Source organism: Sulfurovum sp. (genome assembly GCA_026990595.1).
Classification (GTDB): domain Bacteria; phylum Campylobacterota; class Campylobacteria; order Campylobacterales; family Sulfurovaceae; genus Sulfurovum.
This window is the reverse complement of the sequence record JALXCZ010000026.1, coordinates 1-18,614: the sequence shown is the minus strand read 5'-3', so window position 1 is coordinate 18,614 and position 18,614 is coordinate 1. Positions and strand designations below refer to the sequence as shown.

General features: G+C 35.7%; 18 protein-coding genes. 10 read left to right on the top strand and 8 right to left on the bottom strand.

What is annotated here, in order from left to right; genetic code table 11:
• The coding region (locus MVE01_RS05605; protein ID WP_472561194.1) for an Ig-like domain-containing protein at window positions 1-1,506 on the bottom strand (1,506 nt) is incomplete at its 3' end.
• Between the two features lie 116 nt (window positions 1,507-1,622).
• Here MVE01_RS05605 and MVE01_RS05600 point away from each other — a divergent pair.
• Complete coding sequence (locus tag MVE01_RS05600) at window positions 1,623-1,865, top strand: hypothetical protein (RefSeq protein ID WP_472561193.1); 243 nt, start codon at window positions 1,623-1,625, stop codon at window positions 1,863-1,865.
• Window positions 1,866-1,939: 74 nt separating this feature from the next.
• The gene (locus MVE01_RS05595) at window positions 1,940-2,929 is read left to right on the top strand and encodes a hypothetical protein (RefSeq protein ID WP_472561192.1); all 990 of its coding nucleotides are present in this window, start codon (window positions 1,940-1,942) and stop codon (window positions 2,927-2,929) included.
• A 34-nt stretch (window positions 2,930-2,963) separates the two neighbouring features.
• On the opposite strand, the gene MVE01_RS05590 is transcribed toward MVE01_RS05595, so the two are convergent.
• Window positions 2,964-3,461 carry a hypothetical protein gene (locus tag MVE01_RS05590; RefSeq protein WP_472561191.1) on the bottom strand — a complete coding sequence of 166 codons (498 nt, stop codon included), beginning with the start codon at window positions 3,459-3,461 and terminating at the stop codon, window positions 2,964-2,966.
• Between the two features lie 123 nt (window positions 3,462-3,584).
• Here MVE01_RS05590 and MVE01_RS05585 point away from each other — a divergent pair, with 123 nt between their 5' ends.
• Both MVE01_RS05585 and MVE01_RS05580 read left to right on the top strand, forming a co-directional pair.
• Entirely contained in the window at window positions 3,585-4,307 is a 723-nt protein-coding gene (locus tag MVE01_RS05585) for a hypothetical protein (RefSeq protein ID WP_472561190.1), read from the top strand.
• A gap of 13 nt (window positions 4,308-4,320) precedes the next feature.
• The gene (locus MVE01_RS05580) at window positions 4,321-4,917 is read left to right on the top strand and encodes a J domain-containing protein (RefSeq protein ID WP_472561189.1); all 597 of its coding nucleotides are present in this window, start codon (window positions 4,321-4,323) and stop codon (window positions 4,915-4,917) included.
• Between the two features lie 293 nt (window positions 4,918-5,210).
• Here the strand turns inward: MVE01_RS05580 and MVE01_RS05575 are convergent, their stop codons facing one another.
• The 3 genes from MVE01_RS05575 to MVE01_RS05565 form a co-directional block, all read right to left on the bottom strand.
• Window positions 5,211-5,396 (bottom strand): hypothetical protein, encoded by a 186-nt coding sequence (locus MVE01_RS05575; protein ID WP_472561188.1) that lies wholly within the window; start codon window positions 5,394-5,396, stop codon window positions 5,211-5,213.
• Window positions 5,397-5,462: 66 nt separating this feature from the next.
• On the bottom strand, window positions 5,463-5,888 hold the full coding sequence (locus MVE01_RS05570; protein WP_472561187.1) for a hypothetical protein: 426 nt from the start codon (window positions 5,886-5,888) through the stop codon (window positions 5,463-5,465).
• Entirely contained in the window at window positions 5,885-6,370 is a 486-nt protein-coding gene (locus MVE01_RS05565; RefSeq protein ID WP_472561186.1) for a hypothetical protein, read from the bottom strand. Before MVE01_RS05565 ends, MVE01_RS05570 begins: the two co-directional genes overlap by 4 nt.
• Window positions 6,371-6,587: 217 nt before the next feature.
• On the opposite strand from MVE01_RS05565, the gene MVE01_RS05560 reads away from it, so the two are divergent.
• From MVE01_RS05560 to MVE01_RS05550, 3 genes are read left to right on the top strand one after another with little or no spacing between them, the layout of a single operon-like run.
• The gene (locus MVE01_RS05560) at window positions 6,588-8,546 is read left to right on the top strand and encodes an N-6 DNA methylase (protein WP_472561185.1); all 1,959 of its coding nucleotides are present in this window, start codon (window positions 6,588-6,590) and stop codon (window positions 8,544-8,546) included.
• Window positions 8,536-9,846: a restriction endonuclease subunit S gene (locus MVE01_RS05555; protein WP_472561184.1), complete on the top strand. Its 1,311-nt coding sequence runs from the start codon at window positions 8,536-8,538 to the stop codon at window positions 9,844-9,846. Before MVE01_RS05560 ends, MVE01_RS05555 begins: the two co-directional genes overlap by 11 nt.
• 18 nt (window positions 9,847-9,864) lie before the next feature.
• Complete coding sequence (locus MVE01_RS05550; protein ID WP_472561183.1) at window positions 9,865-10,698, top strand: ATP-binding protein; 834 nt, start codon at window positions 9,865-9,867, stop codon at window positions 10,696-10,698.
• Here MVE01_RS05550 and MVE01_RS05545 read toward each other — a convergent pair.
• Window positions 10,695-10,991 carry an STAS-like domain-containing protein gene (locus tag MVE01_RS05545; protein WP_472561182.1) on the bottom strand — a complete coding sequence of 99 codons (297 nt, stop codon included), beginning with the start codon at window positions 10,989-10,991 and terminating at the stop codon, window positions 10,695-10,697. The two genes, MVE01_RS05550 and MVE01_RS05545, sit on opposite strands and share 4 nt — an antisense overlap.
• 343 nt (window positions 10,992-11,334) lie before the next feature.
• Between MVE01_RS05545 and MVE01_RS05540 the strand changes: the two genes are divergently transcribed.
• Window positions 11,335-14,448, top strand: coding sequence for a type I restriction endonuclease subunit R (locus MVE01_RS05540; protein WP_472561181.1), 3,114 nt, complete (start codon window positions 11,335-11,337; stop codon window positions 14,446-14,448).
• 14 nt (window positions 14,449-14,462) lie between these two features.
• On the opposite strand, the gene MVE01_RS05535 is transcribed toward MVE01_RS05540, so the two are convergent.
• Window positions 14,463-14,705 carry a helix-turn-helix transcriptional regulator gene (locus MVE01_RS05535; protein ID WP_472561180.1) on the bottom strand — a complete coding sequence of 81 codons (243 nt, stop codon included), beginning with the start codon at window positions 14,703-14,705 and terminating at the stop codon, window positions 14,463-14,465.
• A 214-nt stretch (window positions 14,706-14,919) separates the two neighbouring features.
• On the opposite strand from MVE01_RS05535, the gene MVE01_RS05530 reads away from it, so the two are divergent.
• Entirely contained in the window at window positions 14,920-16,428 is a 1,509-nt protein-coding gene (locus tag MVE01_RS05530) for a hypothetical protein (RefSeq protein ID WP_472561179.1), read from the top strand.
• Between the two features lie 4 nt (window positions 16,429-16,432).
• On the opposite strand, the gene MVE01_RS05525 is transcribed toward MVE01_RS05530, so the two are convergent.
• The gene (locus MVE01_RS05525) at window positions 16,433-17,539 is read right to left on the bottom strand and encodes a tyrosine-type recombinase/integrase (protein WP_472561178.1); all 1,107 of its coding nucleotides are present in this window, start codon (window positions 17,537-17,539) and stop codon (window positions 16,433-16,435) included.
• 264 nt (window positions 17,540-17,803) lie between these two features.
• On the opposite strand from MVE01_RS05525, the gene MVE01_RS05520 reads away from it, so the two are divergent.
• On the top strand, window positions 17,804-18,614 hold an 811-nt coding region (locus tag MVE01_RS05520; protein ID WP_472561177.1), incomplete at its 3' end, for a bifunctional methionine sulfoxide reductase B/A protein.

Genomic DNA, 18,614 nt, shown 5'->3' with positions numbered 1-18,614 from the left:
GGTTGGTTGGGTTACCACATTATAGACCAAGGTATCATTGTCTTCATCACTTCCTGCAAGTACGATACTGAGGTTGGTATCCTCTGGGGTTGTAAGGTTTTGTTCCTGGGCAAGTGGTGCATCATTGGTGCTATTGACTGTAATTGTTACTGTCGCTTCATTGGATACTAAACCTTCGTTGTCTTTTACTGTATAGCTAAAGCTATCCTCTCCATGGTAGTTGAGATTGGGTGTGTAGCTTACTTTGCCATTAGTGAGTGTCAGCGTTCCTTGTGTTACTTCACGGACTATGTGGAGTGTTGCACTGTCCAAAGTCCCATCACTGTCACTATCATTGGCAAGTACATCAATAACTACTTGGGTATCTTCATCCATGCTGATATTATCATCTATAGCCACAGGTGCATCATTCACTGGGGTTATTACAAGAGAAACTGTTGCTTCTATCGAATCTACAGTACCATCGTTTACTTTGAAAGTAAAGCTGTCTGTACCATCGTAATTTACATTTGGTGTATACACTAGATTTGGTACTGTGCCACTCAGTGCTCCATGGGTTGGTTGGGTTACCACATTATAGACCAAGGTATCATTGTCTTCATCACTTCCTGCAAGTACGATACTGAGGTTGGTATCCTCTGGGGTTGTAAGGTTTTGTTCCTGGGCAAGTGGTGCATCATTGACTGGGGTTACAACTACGGATACAGTAGCTATATTGGAATCAAAAGTGCCATTGTTAACTTTGAAAGTAAAGGTATCATTCCCAGTATAATTAGCATTTGGTATGTAAGTAAGATTTGGTGCAGTGCCACTTAGTATTCCATGTGTAGGTTGCGTAATAAGTAGGTATGTTAGCAGTTGTCCATTACTGTCTGTACCCGTTAAGACAATGCTACTATTTGTGTCTTCTTGTGTTGTAATGTTTTGCTCAAGTGCCACAGGAGGAAGGCTAGTTTGACATTCCTGCTTTCTTTTCGCTTCATAAGAGAGATACCTTTTGTAAGCTTTATCGGCTTTTTTCTTATACTTTTGACACTTATTGTTGCTACTTCCATGACTCCCATGTGAGTTTTTTGAGCCATGTTTCCCTTTAGAACCATGTTCCTTTTTCTTGCAGCTTGATCCATGCCCACTTGTGTTATGTTGGCAGCTTGTATATTTTTTCTTGTATTTTAAATATTTAGTATAGGCTTTATCTGCTTTTTTTGTATAGGTATCACAAGTATCATTACTACTCCCATGGCTGCCATGTGAATTTTTTGAGCCATGTTTTCCTTTAGAACCATGTTTTGCCTTTGAACCATGTTTCCCTTTAGAGCCATGTTTCCCTTTAGAGCCATGTTTTGCCTTTGAACCATGAGAACATTTATCTTTAGACCCGTGTGAACCCTTTTGATGTTTAGAACTTTTTGAACCATGAGAATTACTAGTACCATGTTTTGCAACTACGGGAGTTACAACAACAGCCAATACTACACTACATACAATGAGGAATTTCTTTAACATTTTACCCTGCCTTTTAAAATAATTTTTCCATTTTAGCTTAATTTTGTGATAAAAATGTCAAATTTTTATTTTGTTTATATATTTAATACATTGTAGAAGTTGACTTTTTTTAAAGAGTGTCTATTTTCATTTTAAAAAGACATGTTATCAAACGCTACAAAGAAAGAAGATTTAACCTCTCTCTGGTCTCGCTTTTTATTATAAAAGCACCTATGGCAAAACTGGGACAGAGGATTAAAATCATAGGCGAAAATGACATTATCATTGGTACACGTACCACAGAGTACGGATCTGTACTGATTACAGGCATGAAAAGAGGCGAAATAGATTTTGAGGATTATGTGGACTACAAGATTTAATACTAAATTTTATATAGTATAAACCTCTAAAGTAAAAATAGAGTTACACGATACAATAAGGATAAAAAGGATTTATGAAATTTCAAACTTTTTCATTTCTTACCACAGAGTACTACTATATCCACAGAACTCCCGATATGCTCATAGCAGGTGAGAAATTTACCAAAGACCATAAAAAAGTCCTGCAAGAACTGTTTAAACAGATTACAAAAGCCCATTTTTCATTACCAAACCATACTTTGGATATTATTTTTCCTAAAGACATTCACCATCGTAACTATATACAGATAAACGTACTTTATGAAGCAGATACCAATACATTCCATATTCAAAGCATACGCTCCGATATTGACAAGCAATACATATGCCTAGCCAAAGACCGCCATGTCATACTTATGGAAGATTTCTCATTTGATGAGAAGATGGATGCTTTTGAAATACGCAGAAGACGTGTTAAGTATGCAAGACTACTCAAACGTGTAGTCAAAAGAAGAGGAAGGCTTGTATTCCGGGCACACTTCTATACCTATCCTTCAGGAGATCTCCTTGATGACTCGGCGATCATCTCTGCGAAAAATATCATCATTGAAACCTCAAAAAAAAGAAAAGAGGAGCGAAAAAGAGAAGCAGAAGAAAGACAAAAGCAACAAAGAGAGCAAATGTATGCTGCTCGATATGCACAACCCAAGATTTTTTACCATTTAGGTATTCGGTATGAAAACAAAAACTATGAAATAAGAAAAACCAAACACCTCTACCACAAAAGAGACGGAAAAGCACGCATTGACGGCTTCAGTGATGAAATGTTAAAAAAACTTTTTCTGTCAGCACTTGAATATGGAGAGATATTGCGATATAAACGTTTTGTTCTTATTTTCCCAAAAGACAGCCAAAAGAGCAATTACTACAGTATGCTCATTGACTTTAGCCCAAAAAAGAACCGTTTTACCATCATTACTATCTTCCTGGATGACACACGCTACAGGAAACTCTTTCACTTTCCACAAGAGAAAAATGCGGTATATTTAGACAATATCTCTTTTGACAGTCTTAGACAAATGTGAGATAAAAGGGATGGTCTGCTGAGACCATCAGTGGTTATATTTTATCCAGATCAAGAATATATCCTTTCAAATCTTTAAGTTTAAAAAACAGAGATTCCAGTAAAGGTTTGGGAGCATATTCCAGTAGATGTATCACATCATCTTTAATATCATTTTTCATCATTTGTGTCTCATCTGCTTCATAGCGTTTCAATATCTCTGATGCTTCATATTTTGTGAGTAATCTTTTTTTGATGACTTCAAGTTCTTCATCATTGGCAGTTTGTACCATTTTTCTAAAAAAATCAAGCCGCTCTTTTGTCGAAGTTAAAAAAAGTTCCTGTTCTGTGATCTGCAGTGCTTCTGCTATGTAGGGAATGAGTTCTATACGAATAGCAATCGATCCGTTAAGGTATTTGTAGATAGTTTTTTCTGTAGGAATCTCTCCTGTACTTTTAAGTTTTGGCTCCAATGCAATCAGTCGTTGAGCGAAATCTCTTTTAGTTAAATGTTTCTCTTTGATCAATTGACCAATTCTCTCATATATTTCCATAGTTATTCCCTTATTAGTAGAATTTTAATGGATTTTCTTCTCTTTATAAGCGTATAAATATACGCTATTTGATAGAATAATTATCTATTTTAGGATATTCACAAAATCAAGGAAGAAAAAAATATGAAAAAAACATTTGTAACAACAGTAGCACTTCTACTTTTGCAGGGATGTATTGTGCCCCCAAAAGTAAATAACATTACGATGGATAATGGAAAAACTGCTCAAGAATATAGATTATTTTTACAAGGTGATCATAGACATTTACTTGGCCGTTATGCTAATTTAATGTATGATAAAGGATTAAGAATGGATGCTTCTATGATTAATATTCCAGGAAGTAGATATGTAATATTAAAAGTAAAAGAGTATCAAATAAATGGTTTGGACTTTTCTTTGCATCCAATTAGTTTAAATGGTATAAAACCAATTTCATGCAAGTCAAATAAAAAACCTGGCTATGCTATTAGATTTTTAGAATGTAAATATTCAAAAAAAGATATTAGAAATTCTGTCATAAAAAATCAAAATCAGGGACTTAATGGTTTGATCGTTGATGAAAGTCCAAACAATACCCTGAGTGAGGCATGGGAATGTAGTAAAAAATACTATCCACAGTATAAGCAAGCAGAAAATGTATTTGGTAGAATGTCAGTACGAAAACGATATCAACGAGAATGTATAGAACCGGCATATTTCCCTAATAAAGTCCATACACCAACATTGATGTCAGATGGAATTATTGAAAATGAATTTACTTATAGAATGTCTGCTTTTGGAAATAAACATTATAGATTTTCCGTGGATAAAGACAATAAAGAATTTTTAAAATTTTTATCTAAATAAAATCACAATTAAAATGAAAAAGATAATAACTATTGGATTTTTAAGTATTGCTACAATACTGTCGCTGGTAGTTATTTTTAACCATATGAATATATTACATTTTAATCATTTTGGTCCATGGCTTATCAAAGGGGTTCTGGGGATAATATTCTTACAGCACTTATATATGCTACGTGCAGTATCTAAGCAAGCTACGGCAAGTATTAAAGAAAAAGCTGAGGCTGGATTTGACAAAGAAGCCTTTTATGAAAAATATAAGAAGATCTACGAATCTCTACCAGAAGAAGAGAAAAGAAAAGTAGAAAATTCTTTTCAAGAAAAAAGATATTCTTCAAGCAAGATAAAAACAATAGCTGCTCCAAAACACAGATATAGTCAAGAATATTACTTTTTTACCTCCCAAAAGACACCTTATGAAATTTTAGGAGTAAAACCTGGTGACAGCAAGGCACAGATTAAAAAAAGATACCGCACACTCGCCTACAAGTGGCATCCTGACCGCTTTAGCAATGCACATCTATCCACAGAAGAACTGCAACGAGTCACCCGTATTGCTCAGATTATTAATTTGGCGTATGAATTTTTAACAAAAAAACCAATGGCTGCATAAATTATTTAAGTGTGAGATTACTCAATATGTGAGTAGAAAATTTGTAGAATAAAAAGAGTATAAAGATTAATTCTTTAACTCTCTCTGCATTCTTTCACAGTCTTTTTCAAGCCAAACAGACAACCCGTAAATGACAGCAAGGACGGTTCCAATCACACCAAGTGTAATATATTCAAACATCATGATTTACTCCTTGTATAGTAATACTTTATTATAGCAAAAACAAGTGGAAATTACCAGGAAAAAGACTCTTTTATCGTGTCTGTTTCATGATAAAAAACAATAATTATGGATTAAAATAAATCTACAATAAATTGCACCCATTTATGCTCTTGTTTATGATTGATGAGCCATATTAAAGTATACAGAAAGCCCAAATACGACCAAAAAGCCATGAACCAGCCTAAAGGCAGTAAAGTGCTTGTGAGTGCCAGTGCCAGGCAGAGCATGATGAAATGTATGATTTGTATTTTTTTCATTATTTGTCCTTGCTTCATTGTATAAATATACTGTAGCATATAAATGTAAAAAGTAAAAATATTGATCTACCTATGATAGAGTATATCTTTTAACTTTTTACCTATCTGACAACACTCTTTTATGTTTAAATAAATATTTCTCATAAATATCTCTATCTCACATTCATTATGGTACATAAATGTTAGGATAACTGCTTTTTTCTTTTCTTCCGTCAAAACGGTACCAAGATAGATATTGTTTAATAATTTAACGTTTTCTAACATAATATTTTGATGAGTTTGCATGTTTTCCAAATAGTCTGCAAATATGAGAAGCTCATCTTTTGTGGAAGATAATAATTCATATCCGTAAATACTCAGATACATATAATCATCATTTGTATCTATACCTAGAATTATATCTTTATTGACCGGTATGTGTTCCATGTTAAGGTATTTTCTATTCCTACCTACATATGTTGCAGTATTTGCATGATGATGCTCTTCTATCATTTTATCTCCTTCATTTTTTGATAAAAAGTCGCTATATATGAGTGCGACACCTCTAATCTATGGTATTTTTTTAAGAATTTTGACACTTCTCTAAATGAAAGGTTTTCATGATCAATTAGTCTTAAAATTTTACTTTTTATATTTAGTAATTTATCCCATTTTTCGCTGCTATACCGTTGTTTAAACTGCTTTGCCTGTAACCCAGTCACATCCTTTACTTCATGCAAGTTCTGTAGCCTGTTTTTTTTCTTTTTACCTTGCAAAAGTGTGTACAACTCCTCTGCAGCGAGATAAAGTGAAGAAAGATACAGGATTGATCTATTCTCCTCATCAATCTTTGAAAGTTTGAAATAGTTCTCCTTCTGCTTTTCGAAGCAAACAAGTATAAGATCCTCATTTTGTTTCGCCATCCATTTGAGAGCTTTAGTTCTTTTATCTGGCGATAGTTTTGTGTATTTGTTGAGTTTTTTTTGTAAACTCAAAGTGTCTCCTTGTTTATTGATTGTTCAAGCGCTTGTAATGTCATTGTAATATAAAACGTAAAGTAAAAATAGGGGCATTTTGGACTTGATGAAAGTTGCAGAAAATTGATGAAACAAGTTATTTTACACTGTTACTTTTCGTGTCAGAAGTCTCTGCTTTACCTTCTTTCTAGCAAAGAATAGATAAAATATCCCTACTTAGAAACAGGGGTATTTAATGGGCGAAACGAACACAGCAGCATTTATATGGTCGGTAGCAGACCTGCTTAGGGGTGACTATAAGCAGTCTGACTATGGTAAGGTGATTTTACCTTTTACACTTTTACGTCGTTTGGAATGTGTACTTGAACCTACACGGGATGCGGTACTTAAAGAGTATGCGTCTCGTAAAGATATGGGAATACCTCTTGATGTATTTTTGACTAAAAAATCAGGACATAACTTTTATAATATTTCTGGGTTCTCGCTCATTACACTTCTAGCCGACCCTGCGAACCTCAAAGAAAACATAGAGAATTACCTTGCAGATTTTTCAGAGAATGCTAGAGATATCTTCGAGAAATATAAATTTCAAGATCAGATAGAAACACTAGATGAAGCAAATCTGCTTTATATGATAGTAGAAAAATTTACTACGATTGACCTCTCTCCTGCCAAGGTTTCTAACCATCACATGGGATTGATGTTTGAAGAGCTTATACGTAGGTTTGCAGAGGCATCCAACGAGACGGCAGGGGAACACTTTACCCCGCGTGACATAGTCCGATTGACAACGGCTTTACTCTTTTCTTTAGATGATGATGTCTTGACAAAGCCGGGCATAGTACGTTCTTTGTATGACCCCACTGCAGGTACGGGAGGGTTTTTAAGTTCGGGGGCAGAGTATGTACATGAGCTGAATCCTAAAGCTAAGTTGGTTACATTTGGTCAGGAGCTTAACCCTGAGTCCTATGCCATTTGTAAAGCAGATATGATGATTAAGGGTGAAGCGGTAAGCAACATAAAACTAGGCAATACACTCAGTGATGACCAGCTTTATGATAAAAAGTTTGACTATATGCTTTCCAATCCTCCTTTTGGGGTAGAGTGGAAAAAGGTACAAAAAGAGGTCACGGATGAGCATAAACTTAGAGGGTATGATGGGCGTTTTGGTCCAGGGCTTCCTAGGGTCTCCGATGGTTCATTGTTGTTTCTTTTGCATCTTGTCTCGAAAATGCGTCCTGTAAGTGAGGGCGGTTCTCGTATAGGTATCATCCTTAACGGTTCTCCTCTCTTTACTGGTGGTGCAGGAAGTGGTGAGAGTGAGATACGCAGATACATTTTGGAAAATGACTTCCTTGAAGCCATAGTGGCTATGCCTAACGATATGTTTTTCAACACGGGTATTGCTACTTATATATGGGTGCTCTCTAACAAAAAACAGGCACACAGACAAGGGCGAGTGCAACTCATCAATGCTTCGGACATGGGTAACAGTATGCGAAAGTCACTCGGCTCAAAACGAAAATTTTTAGATGAAGCACAGATAAATGACATTGTAAAATTGTACGGAGAAAATAAAGATACAAAGATCTCTAAACTCTTTAAGACGACAGACTTCGGGTACAGACGTATCACCGTTGAGCGACCGTTACAACTTAGCTACTATCCTCACGATGCAGACAAGCTCGAAGCCCTGCAAAACGACAAAGCCTTTGAGAAACTCAAAGAGCTTGGAGCGAAAGTGCTTACTGCTCTTGCCAACATAGATGATGACAAGATCATGAGTCGTACTGAGTTCAAAAAAGAGCTGGATAAACACATAGACACGAAACTCACAGCCTCACAGTTCAAGCTCATACAAAAGCACATTGCCGTGCATGATGACGAAGCAGAACTCAGCAAAGACTCCAAAGGGAAGCTTGAAGCCAATGCCGACTTGCGTGACTATGAGAACGTACCACTCAGCGAAGACATACAGAGCTACTTTGAGAGAGAGGTCACACCTCATGTACCCCTTGCCTGGATAGACGAAAAGAAGTGTGATGCCAAAGATGGAGAAGTGGGCATCGTAGGCTATGAGATACCATTTAACCGACACTTCTATGAGTACACACCACCTAGAGCCTTAGAGGAGATAGATGCAGAGCTAGAGACACTGAGTGCTGAGATAATGGAGATGCTTCGTGAAATATAATAAGTACCAAGAATACAAAAGCTTGTCTTTTCCATTCTTGGATAAAATTCCTGCAGAATGGATGGTTGTTCCTTTATATGCATTAAGTAATTTTCGACAAGGTAAACTTCATGAACCTTATATTGATGAGAATGGTAAATTTATTTGTATTAACTCACGCTTTGTTTCGACAGAGGGAAAAAAGTTTAAACACTGCAGTGTTAATTTAAGTCCTGTTAAAAAATCGGATATTTTAATGGTTATGAGTGACCTACCAAATGGTCGAGCACTCGCCAAGGCACTTTTTGTTAAGGGAGAAAATAATTATGCTTTGAATCAGAGAGTATGTGCAATTACACCAACAAACATATACCCTAAATTTTTGTATTATCAACTAAATAGAAATGCTTACTTTTTGTCTTTTGATGATGGTTCCAATCAGACAAACCTTTCAAACTATGACTTTAAAAAATATCCTGTTCTATTACCATCGGAAGAAGAACAAAAAACCATAGCCAACTACCTTGACTCTACCACAGCCAAGATAGATACGCTCATAGAGAAGCAGACCAAACTCATAGCCCTCCTTAAAGAGAAACGCCAAGCCGTTATTTCCACTGCTGTCACTCGTGGATTAGATAATACAGTAGCTATGAAAGATAGTGGGGTTGAGTGGTTGGGGGAGATTCCTGAGCATTGGGAAGTTAAGAAGCTGAAGTATATATCATCAGTAAATGATGACTCTTTGCCAGATAACACCTCGGATGAATTGGAAATAAACTATATAGATATTGGTAGTGTAACTACAGGCTATATTCAAAATTATGAGACAATGTCTTATGGTAATGCACCATCTAGAGCGAGAAGAATTATCAAAGATGGAGATATATTGGTCTCAACAGTACGAACATATTTAAAAGCCATTGCACCTGTGTCAAGTTCATATAATAATTATATTGCATCAACAGGTTTCGCTGTAATTAGGTCGGGAAAAGAGCTAAACACCAACTTTACTAAATATGCACTATTGTCTAATTATTTCATTGACTTAGTAGAATCATGTTCTGTGGGTGTAAGTTATCCAGCTATCAATGCATCAGATTTAGTGACATTTCGTATTTCATTACCTTCGATAGAAGAACAAAAAGAAATAGCCCTTTATTTAGATACTAAAACCTCAAAAATAGATACCCTAATAACAAAAGCCACCAAGGCCATAAACCTACTAAGAGAGAAACGAACCGCGCTTATCAGCTTGGCTGTGACTGGGAAAATTAAGGTGAATGGTGAAATCAGAGAGGATACGGTAAAATGCGAATAGAAGAGATAAGGAAATAGCATGCAACAAATACGAATATCAAATATTGAAAACTATATGAGCTTGTTTCAAAATGCTAATACCAATTTTTCAAACATTTCATGGGTTGAGCCTATATTTATCGGAATGTTACGTGCCTATCAAGTAGATGAAGCATTAGCAATAGAAACTGATAATGATTATCTTCGTGCTATGATCCTGCAGGGACATACACCAAACAAGACATTTAGCCCTATAGAAAAGATAGATAATAGTCGAATGGGAACAGAAAGAATCTCTACTCATATTACCGACATTATGTTGAAAAATTTTACACAACTTAATAAAGAGGATATTCGTGACCTCAAACACTATTTGCAATACCTTTTTTTGGAGCTTATGAACAATGTCGCTGACCATGCTCATTCCCCTGTAGGTGGATATACAATGGCTCAATACTACCCGCAAGGTAAAAAAATACAATTTGTCGTAGCCGATAGAGGTGTTGCATTTTTGAAAAATATGCAGTTGAACTTCAGCAATATCGATACAGAGATAGAAGCTATCAAAAAAGCTCTCGAAAAAGGCGTTACCTCCACACAACAAAGGATGTACAATCAAGCCAAAAATGCAGGCTATGGGCTCTATGCGATGTTTGAGATTTTGAAGATGACGGGCGGACGATTTGTCATCATCTCAAATGACACACTTCTTCGATATGAAAATGAAAGATTTGTTGCCAAAAAGCTTGAGAGTCCATGGAAAGGTGTTATGGTGGCGTTCGAGTTTTTTGAAGCAAACATTAATTATGATATGGATTATTTTAAGAGAGAGTATTTGTGGAAGCTGGATGAAGAGGATGATGACTTTTTTTAAGCCACCTTCTCTTTGGAATACTTGATAACGAAGTTGATCGTGTCTTTGGTGCCTTGTGTTTCGTTGACAAGGAGCACTTTCCCTCTGATGTACTCAATACCGAAAGCTCTGATGAAAATCCCGAAGAACTCATCGATAAATGATTGCGTGACTTGCTCTACCCCAAGAAAATCAAGGGTAACAGTATTGCCTTTGTCCAGCTCTTTTTTCATTTTCTTGCGAATAATCTCACCGGCACCTCTCGAGCCGACTATCTCAAAACCACCGGTTTCATTTTTTATATTGATAACCATAATTTACCTTTCGTATGCTCTTGTCTGTATATTGGGAGAAGAGGCGAAATCCCCAGTACTCTCGGCGACTGAGGGAAGCCAAATTCCAAAGCCTTAGGCAAAGGAAAACCAGTACACTAGGTATGTGCACGGAGTATAGCAGTATACGACTTAAAAAAATATAAAAGTACCCTTCGGGCTAGTAGCCCGACGAACGGTAGAAGCACGCATATATGGACTTTAGTGTATTTTAGTACTAATAAATACATCTATTATGTTAACCATGTTTTTTCCATTTTAAATATTGTAAGATATAATTAAAACCATAAGATATCTACAAGGATATAGGCAAGGAAGAGGTAATATGGGGAATAGTAGACATAAAGAAAACATATTTGAAACAGAGATAGTAGAATATCTTACTACACATGACTGGATAGAAGGTAGTTCAGAAGGATATGATAAATCTTTAGCATTATACCCTGAAGACCTCATAGCCTATGTACAGAACACTCAACCTACAGCCTATGAAAAATTTGCGAAACGACATGCCTCTCATCCTTCTCAGGCACTTTGCCAGTTTGTTGCCAAACAGATGGATAAGCATGGCTCTCTTTATTGTATTCGTAATGAGATTAAAGATGTCAATGCACGCATTAAACTTTGTCAGTTTAAACCAGATTTATTCAATGACAAGATTATGGAGAAATATAATCAAAATATTTTACGTGTAGTAAGGCAGGTCTATTACTCTGAAAATAATACAAATAGCATCGACCTTGTACTGTTTCTCAATGGTATCCCTCTAGCAACAGTAGAGCTTAAAACAGACTTCACACAGAATGTACACGACGCGATAGAGCAGTACAAATACAATAGGCTTCCTAAAGATAAAGTAACGAACAAAGAAGAGCCACTCTTAGCATTTAAAAAGCGTGCATTGGTGCATTTTGCTATGAGTACAGATGAAGTCTATATGACGACACAACTCAAGAGCAAAGATACTTTCTTTTTACCTTTCAATAAAGGAAATGATGGCGCAGCAGGTAACAAGCCAAATCCAAAAGGATATGCAACAGATTATCTCTATAAAGAGGTTTTTTCTAAAGAGAATTGGTTAAAGATATTTGGTCGTTTTGTGCATTTAGAGATAAAAGAAAAAGAGGATGCCCAAGGACGTAAGTATAAAAGTGAAACACTTATTTTCCCACGGTATCATCAGCTTGATGTAGTAAGAGAACTTGTACAAGATGCCAAAGAAAAAGGTGCAGGAGAACACTACTTGGTGCAACACAGTGCAGGAAGTGGTAAGTCTAACTCTATCGCATGGTTGGCACATCAGCTCTCTTCTTTGCATAATGCTAAAAATGAACAGGTGTTTAACTCGGTGATTGTTATTACCGATAGAACGGTATTGGACTCTCAGCTACAAGAGACTATCTCTCAATTTGAGCATAAAAAAGGTGTGGTTGTCCGTATCAACCGTGAAGAAGGTGAGGGGAGTAAGTCTGAACAGTTAGCTACTGCATTGGAGAACTCGGTGGCAATCATCATTGTGACTATACAAACTTTCCCTTTTGTGCTTGATGCTATACGTCAAAGAGCGACACTGAAAGAGCGTACCTTTGCCATTATTGCAGATGAGGCACACTCTTCACAGACAGGTCGTACAGCCAAAGAGCTTAAAGAGGTACTGGGAAGTGTACAGTTGAAAGAGGGTGAAGAGTTGAGTGCAGAAGATGTACTTACAGCAAGTGTAGAAGCCAAGGGAGAAAATCAGAATCTAAGCTACTTTGCTTTTACAGCTACGCCTAAAGCGAAAACATTAGAGATGTTTGGTCAAGTATCAGACTCAAGTAGACCAGCAGGAAAAGATAACCTTCCAGAGCCTTTTCATGTCTATACAATGCGTCAGGCGATAGAAGAAGGTTTTATTATAGATGTACTCAAAAGCTACACAACATATGATTTGGCATATAAACTTGCTACTGCCGAAGGTGAACGTGAGGTTGATACAAAGCAAGCAAGTAAAACTTTGGCTAAATGGGTGCGGTTGCACCCCTATAATATCTCTCAGAAAATAGAAATTATTATAGAGCATTTTAAAGAAAATATTGCTCATCTTCTTGATGGAAAAGCCAAAGCCATGGTAGTGACTTCTTCGCGGAAAGAAGCAGTGCGGTATAAATTGGCTTTTGATAAATACATTAAAGAGAATAGATATAAAGGTATAGAGGCGATGGTTGCCTTTTCTGGTAAGGTTGCAGATGATGTAGAAGGGGCAGAAAAAGAGTATACAGAAAGTAACATGAACCCTGCACTTAAAGGTAGAGATATGCGAAAAGCATTTGATACTGATGAATACCAAGTGATGCTCGTTGCCAATAAATTTCAAACAGGCTTTGATCAACCCAAACTATGTGCCATGTATGTGGATAAAAAACTGAGTGGGGTAGATGCAGTACAGACGCTCTCAAGACTCAATAGAACCTATCCTGGGAAAGAAACAGTATTTATTTTGGATTTTTTTAACAAAGCAGAAGAGATAAAAGAAGCCTTTGATCCATACTATACTACTGCAACGCTTACAGATGTGACTGACCCAAATATGATATTTGATTTACAATTGAAGTTGGATACCTACCACCTTTATACACCTCAAGAGATAGAGAGTTTTGCCAAAGCATATTTTGATCCTAAGGGAACACAAGCTGCAATGTCTGCAGCGATTAAGCCTGTGGCAGATAGATACAAGCATCAGTATCGTGATGCATTGGTAGCAATAGATAAATTGAAAGTGTTATTGGAACAGGCAGAAAAAGCTCAAGATGAGACAGCTATACACAATACACAAAGAGAGCTCAAAGAGGCAAAAGAAGGTAAAGATGCACTTGATTTATTTAAAAAGGATTTAGGCACGTTTACACGTATGTACGAGTTCCTTTCTCAGATCGTGGAATATGAAGATGAGGAACTGGAAAAATTGAGTGTATTTGCACGAGGATTACTACCAAATTTAAAAACCATCAACCTTAATCCACCTATCGATATTAGTAGTGTTGAGATGACCCATTATAGTTTGAAAAACAAACAACAACATAAGATAGATTTAAAAGGTGGATATCTTGATAATATTGATCCTGGTTCGGGTGTTGTTAGGGAACCTAAAACTGACTTACTAAGTGAAATTATTGAAAAAATGAATGATATATTTGCGGGTGACCTCACGGAAGATGATAAACTAAATTACGCACGAAGCATAAAAGACAAAGTGATGGAAAGTCAAGCGGTGCAAGAGCAGATAAAAAATAATACACGAGAACAAGTAATGATAGGTGACTTTCCTAGTGCAATGACGGAAGCAGTCATAGATAGCTTAGGTGTACATGAAGATATGGCGAAGCAAATATTGGGTGATGATAAAGTACAAAAGAGGTTTGCAAGACTGTTGCTAGATATGATATATGGGGCAGCATAAGGGGGGGAGTCCCCTTACACTGTATGATGTATAACTTGCGTGACCATATAGTCAGCAATATGATCAATAGCGTAGACTACTCGCCCATTGCGTTGATTTCCTTTTTTTGACCACTTTGGACCTGTACCATCTTTAAGCAACCTGTCTAGTGTGGAGGTAGAGATACCTAGTACTGTTGCTGTCTCGCCACGCGAAAGCTCAAGTGATCCATATTTTCTGAACAACATTTCAGTTATCATTTTTTTTCGATTTTCCATTTTTTACCTTTTTGCTGGGCACGTCTACCCAGACTTGATTGAATTTGAAGCTTCTTGATGAGATTATCGCATGGTTCTAGCAGGCACATTTTCAAATTATGAATGAGAAATTTGAAAAGATATCTTTTAGATATATGTTATAGGTTTTTTGAATTATAGATGGGGTGTTGAAGAATCAAAATCTGTGGTAAACTTGCATCAAAAAAGGATTACTATGCCTACTTTAGAGTATCAAAAATACGTAAAAGAGTTAAGTTTTAAAAACTATGAGGCTACTAACGCTTTTGCATATGAATTGATTATGAGAAACGAAGAGTGTCAAAAACTTTTAAAGCAATTACATAGAATTTCAATAAAATTATTAAATGAACTGAAAATATATAATCAAACGCTTAAAAAAGAGTTTCAGGATAATAAAGAGTTAGAAAAATATGTTTTAAATAGATGGGAACTTGATGAAGAAATCATACATTTAAAAAATATGAGAAGTTTTCATTTGAAAGAAATATCAAATACTCTTTTTGTTTTGAAGGCAGCCATATCGGATAAAAAATGGCAATCTATCTTCTTAGATTATTTAGAAAAGAAAAAGTTATTAACAAATTATTTATATTTAGATAGTTTTTTTAACCCAGAAATGGAAATTGATGAACAAATGTTAGATATTTTAATTACAGCAGTTGGTCAAATAAAATTAACAGATAAATATCCTGAACTATCAGTTGGAAACGTAGATCCTGAAAATAAGGTTGATATGCTCTTGGCTACGCGTCGTTTTGAATTGGATATTTTTTTATCAAAATTAGCAATTAAGCACTCCAAAGAACTTAATGTACTTATTGAGGAAAAAAATAATTTGTTAATAAAAGACTATGAAGAAATATATTTTAAATATAGAAAAAGTAGAAAGATGCTTGAAAGGTTAAATAAATTGCGCGAAAAGATTGAGGCATATATCTCAAAAGAGTTTTTTATTGATTTTTCTAATGAACTTTATCTAAGTTATAGATTCTTTAGTAAGGATCTTCAAAAAGATTTGCATCATTTTTATAAAAAAGAAGTTCAGCATATTTATAAAAATACACCTAAAGAGATAATGCATGGAGGTGTCCTCGAAAATGATTATGAAATTTCATATAAAGATGTACGATTAAGAGTAAGGGAAACCTTCGCACTTGATGCAGAAGCAATAGAGTTAATCGACTCAATTTATACAGAGGAATCAGTACACGAGGTAATTTCTAAAAATACAAGTGAATATATTTTTAGACACACAGAAGTTGAACCAATATTTAGTAGACCAAATTTATTTAGTGAAAGGTTTAGGGATATTAGATTAAATTTTAATCCAAATTTATCCAAAAAGGAATTGATATCTCAATTTAAAGCAATTATAGAGGCCTACCAGTCAAATCAATTAGAAAATCAGAGTGTGTATGAGATTTTAGGAGAGAAATTTAATCAGTGGAATGAAAAAATATATAGAACCAAGAGAGAGCATTCGGAGCAAAAAGAACAGTTGGATGCAAAAAAAATTACTACTTTAGTTAATGCTTGCCAGGATATACTTTATATATATGATGCAGATAAAAATGGGGAAAGCCATACTTCGAAATCATACCCAACAAAATTAGGAACAGGTACAATTAGTAGTTATCTTAATTTTGCAAAATTTTTGATAGAGGAAAAAGGGTATAAAATTTTATTAACAGCTAATCTGTAAAATATTATTGACTATATAGGTTAAATACATTTTCCTTCCCACTATCTGGCGCCAACTTCGCATACCTCATGGTCATTTCAATATCATGATGATTCATGAGTTTTTTGATGGTAAAAATAGGAGTGCCATTGATAGCTAAATGAGATGCAAAGGTATGTCTTAATGTATGTATGACAGTGCGATGCTTTGAATCATTTTTTTCTAATCCTTGATTGAATAAATGATTTAAAATAGGTGCAAGTTGGTTGGATAGTGTTTTTGCTGGTAACGGGGTATTTGATAGTCCTACGATATAATCATAGGGTTTCAGTGTATCCCAATTGAGTGATTGTAAAAAGTCAAGAGTCTCTTGCTCAATAAATCCTGTATATCTCTCTCCATCATTTTTGAAATCAATAAGGCTAATAGTTCCATTTTTGAGATTGATATCTTGTTTTTTTATATGAATAATAGTTTCTCTTCTTCCCCCTGTACTTAGAGAGAGCAGAACAAAGGCATAAAGAGTAGGATTATCTGATACAGCATTCTTCAATTGCACAATCTCCTCTAAATCAAGATATTTTTCTCTTTGATTGTTGACTCTAGGTTTTTTTACTCCAACACAAGGATTTACTACTTTCAGACCTTTTTTGATGGAATGGTTGAAGATAGTTGAAAGTAATTCAACAAGGCTATTGGCAGTTTTTGGTGCTAGTCTTTCAGAAAGTGATCTCCTCCATTTTGTTATGTCATCTTGTTCAATAGTGTGAATATCCATATTTCCAAATACATCTTTAATATGAAGATTGTATTTATTCAACATTTTTGTATTGGTTTTATTGTCTATAGTATCATTGATATATGTATCTGCTAAACTTTGCACGGTAATAAAATTTTTCTTTTTATGTTTTACTATAGGAGCATCATCACCGAATTTAGAATTGTTTAAAGCTTCGTTTCTTTTTTGGTGACAATATTGTTCCGTAATGCCTTCAGATTTTTTACCAATAACCTCTTCTTTAAGTCGACCATTGATTTTATATCGAATTTGATAGCTTCTGTCGTTATTCTCTAAAAGTTTATATCGGACACCTGTAAATTTTTTAGATGTAATCCATTTATTTGCACTCACTCAAATACCACCCACGTACCACCTTAAGTGGTAATAATTGATTTTAGATGATTATAGTTGATTAATGCTATAATGTCAATATACATCGTATACACGTGTACTTTAGGATATTTGAGTAAACTTTGTGAGACTTGAGGAAAGATATAAAATCAAGTCCCCCTCTCCCGGCCACTTTTTTTAATCACAAAATATTAATTATTCAAAATACTACATTCAAATTACACATTAGCACATTATCATACACAAAAAATAGAAGGAAGACTCATGTATAAGACAGTTCTTATTCTTTTAGCAATATCTTTTAGTGTGTTAGGCGCAGTCAATATGAAACCATGGAAAAGCAAACTCAACACCCTGAGTGAGTTTGAAAAGCATGTGATCGTTGACAAGGGTACGGAGCGTCCCTGGTCGGGTAAGTATGTAAGAAGCACAGAGGATGGTATCTACCGGTGTAAAGTGTGTAATGCACCGCTTTACAGGTCTGGAGACAAATTCAATGCACATTGCGGATGGCCGAGTTTTGATGATGCCATCCCGGGAGCGGTTAAAGAGATTCCGGATGCAGACGGCAGACGTACCGAGATCGTCTGTGCGAATTGCGGGGCACACTTGGGACATGTGTTCAGAGGGGAGGGGATGACAGCCAAGAATACACGCCATTGTGTCAACTCTGTCTCTTTACATTTTGACAAGAAAAAAGCAGTGGAGCCTGCGTTGAAAAAAGCCTATTTTGCAGGTGGGTGTTTCTGGGGTGTGGAGTATTATATGGAACAGATCCCCGGGGTTAAAGAGGTGGTGTCCGGGTTTATGGGTGGGCATGTCAAGAACCCGGCTTACTATGATGTGGTACGCAAGAAAACAGGTCATCTGGAGACAGTAGAAGTAACCTATGATCCCTCAAAAGTAAGTTATGAAACGCTGGCAAAGACCTTTTTTGAGATCCATGATCCTACACAAAAGAATGGACAGGGACCTGATATTGGGAGTCAATACCTCTCGGCAGTATTCGTCAACAATGCAAAAGAGAGAAAAGTAGTAGAAAGGCTGATCAAAATACTGCAGAGCAAAGGCTTGA

What these genes read in the sequence shown, in the direction of transcription:
- MVE01_RS05550 (WP_472561183.1), top strand. Translation starts at nt 9,865, where the DNA reads ATGCAACAAATACGAATATCAAATATTGAAAACTATATGAGCTTGTTT.
- MVE01_RS05585 (WP_472561190.1), top strand. Translation starts at nt 3,585, where the DNA reads ATGAAAAAAACATTTGTAACAACAGTAGCACTTCTACTTTTGCAGGGA.
- MVE01_RS05570 (WP_472561187.1), bottom strand. Translation starts at nt 5,888, where the DNA reads ATGATAGAAGAGCATCATCATGCAAATACTGCAACATATGTAGGTAGG.
- MVE01_RS05575 (WP_472561188.1), bottom strand. Translation starts at nt 5,396, where the DNA reads ATGAAAAAAATACAAATCATACATTTCATCATGCTCTGCCTGGCACTG.
- MVE01_RS05530 (WP_472561179.1), top strand. Translation starts at nt 14,920, where the DNA reads ATGCCTACTTTAGAGTATCAAAAATACGTAAAAGAGTTAAGTTTTAAA.
- MVE01_RS05540 (WP_472561181.1), top strand. Translation starts at nt 11,335, where the DNA reads ATGGGGAATAGTAGACATAAAGAAAACATATTTGAAACAGAGATAGTA.
- MVE01_RS05580 (WP_472561189.1), top strand. Translation starts at nt 4,321, where the DNA reads ATGAAAAAGATAATAACTATTGGATTTTTAAGTATTGCTACAATACTG.
- MVE01_RS05590 (WP_472561191.1), bottom strand. Translation starts at nt 3,461, where the DNA reads ATGGAAATATATGAGAGAATTGGTCAATTGATCAAAGAGAAACATTTA.
- MVE01_RS05545 (WP_472561182.1), bottom strand. Translation starts at nt 10,991, where the DNA reads ATGGTTATCAATATAAAAAATGAAACCGGTGGTTTTGAGATAGTCGGC.
- MVE01_RS05595 (WP_472561192.1), top strand. Translation starts at nt 1,940, where the DNA reads ATGAAATTTCAAACTTTTTCATTTCTTACCACAGAGTACTACTATATC.
- MVE01_RS05560 (WP_472561185.1), top strand. Translation starts at nt 6,588, where the DNA reads ATGGGCGAAACGAACACAGCAGCATTTATATGGTCGGTAGCAGACCTG.
- MVE01_RS05535 (WP_472561180.1), bottom strand. Translation starts at nt 14,705, where the DNA reads ATGGAAAATCGAAAAAAAATGATAACTGAAATGTTGTTCAGAAAATAT.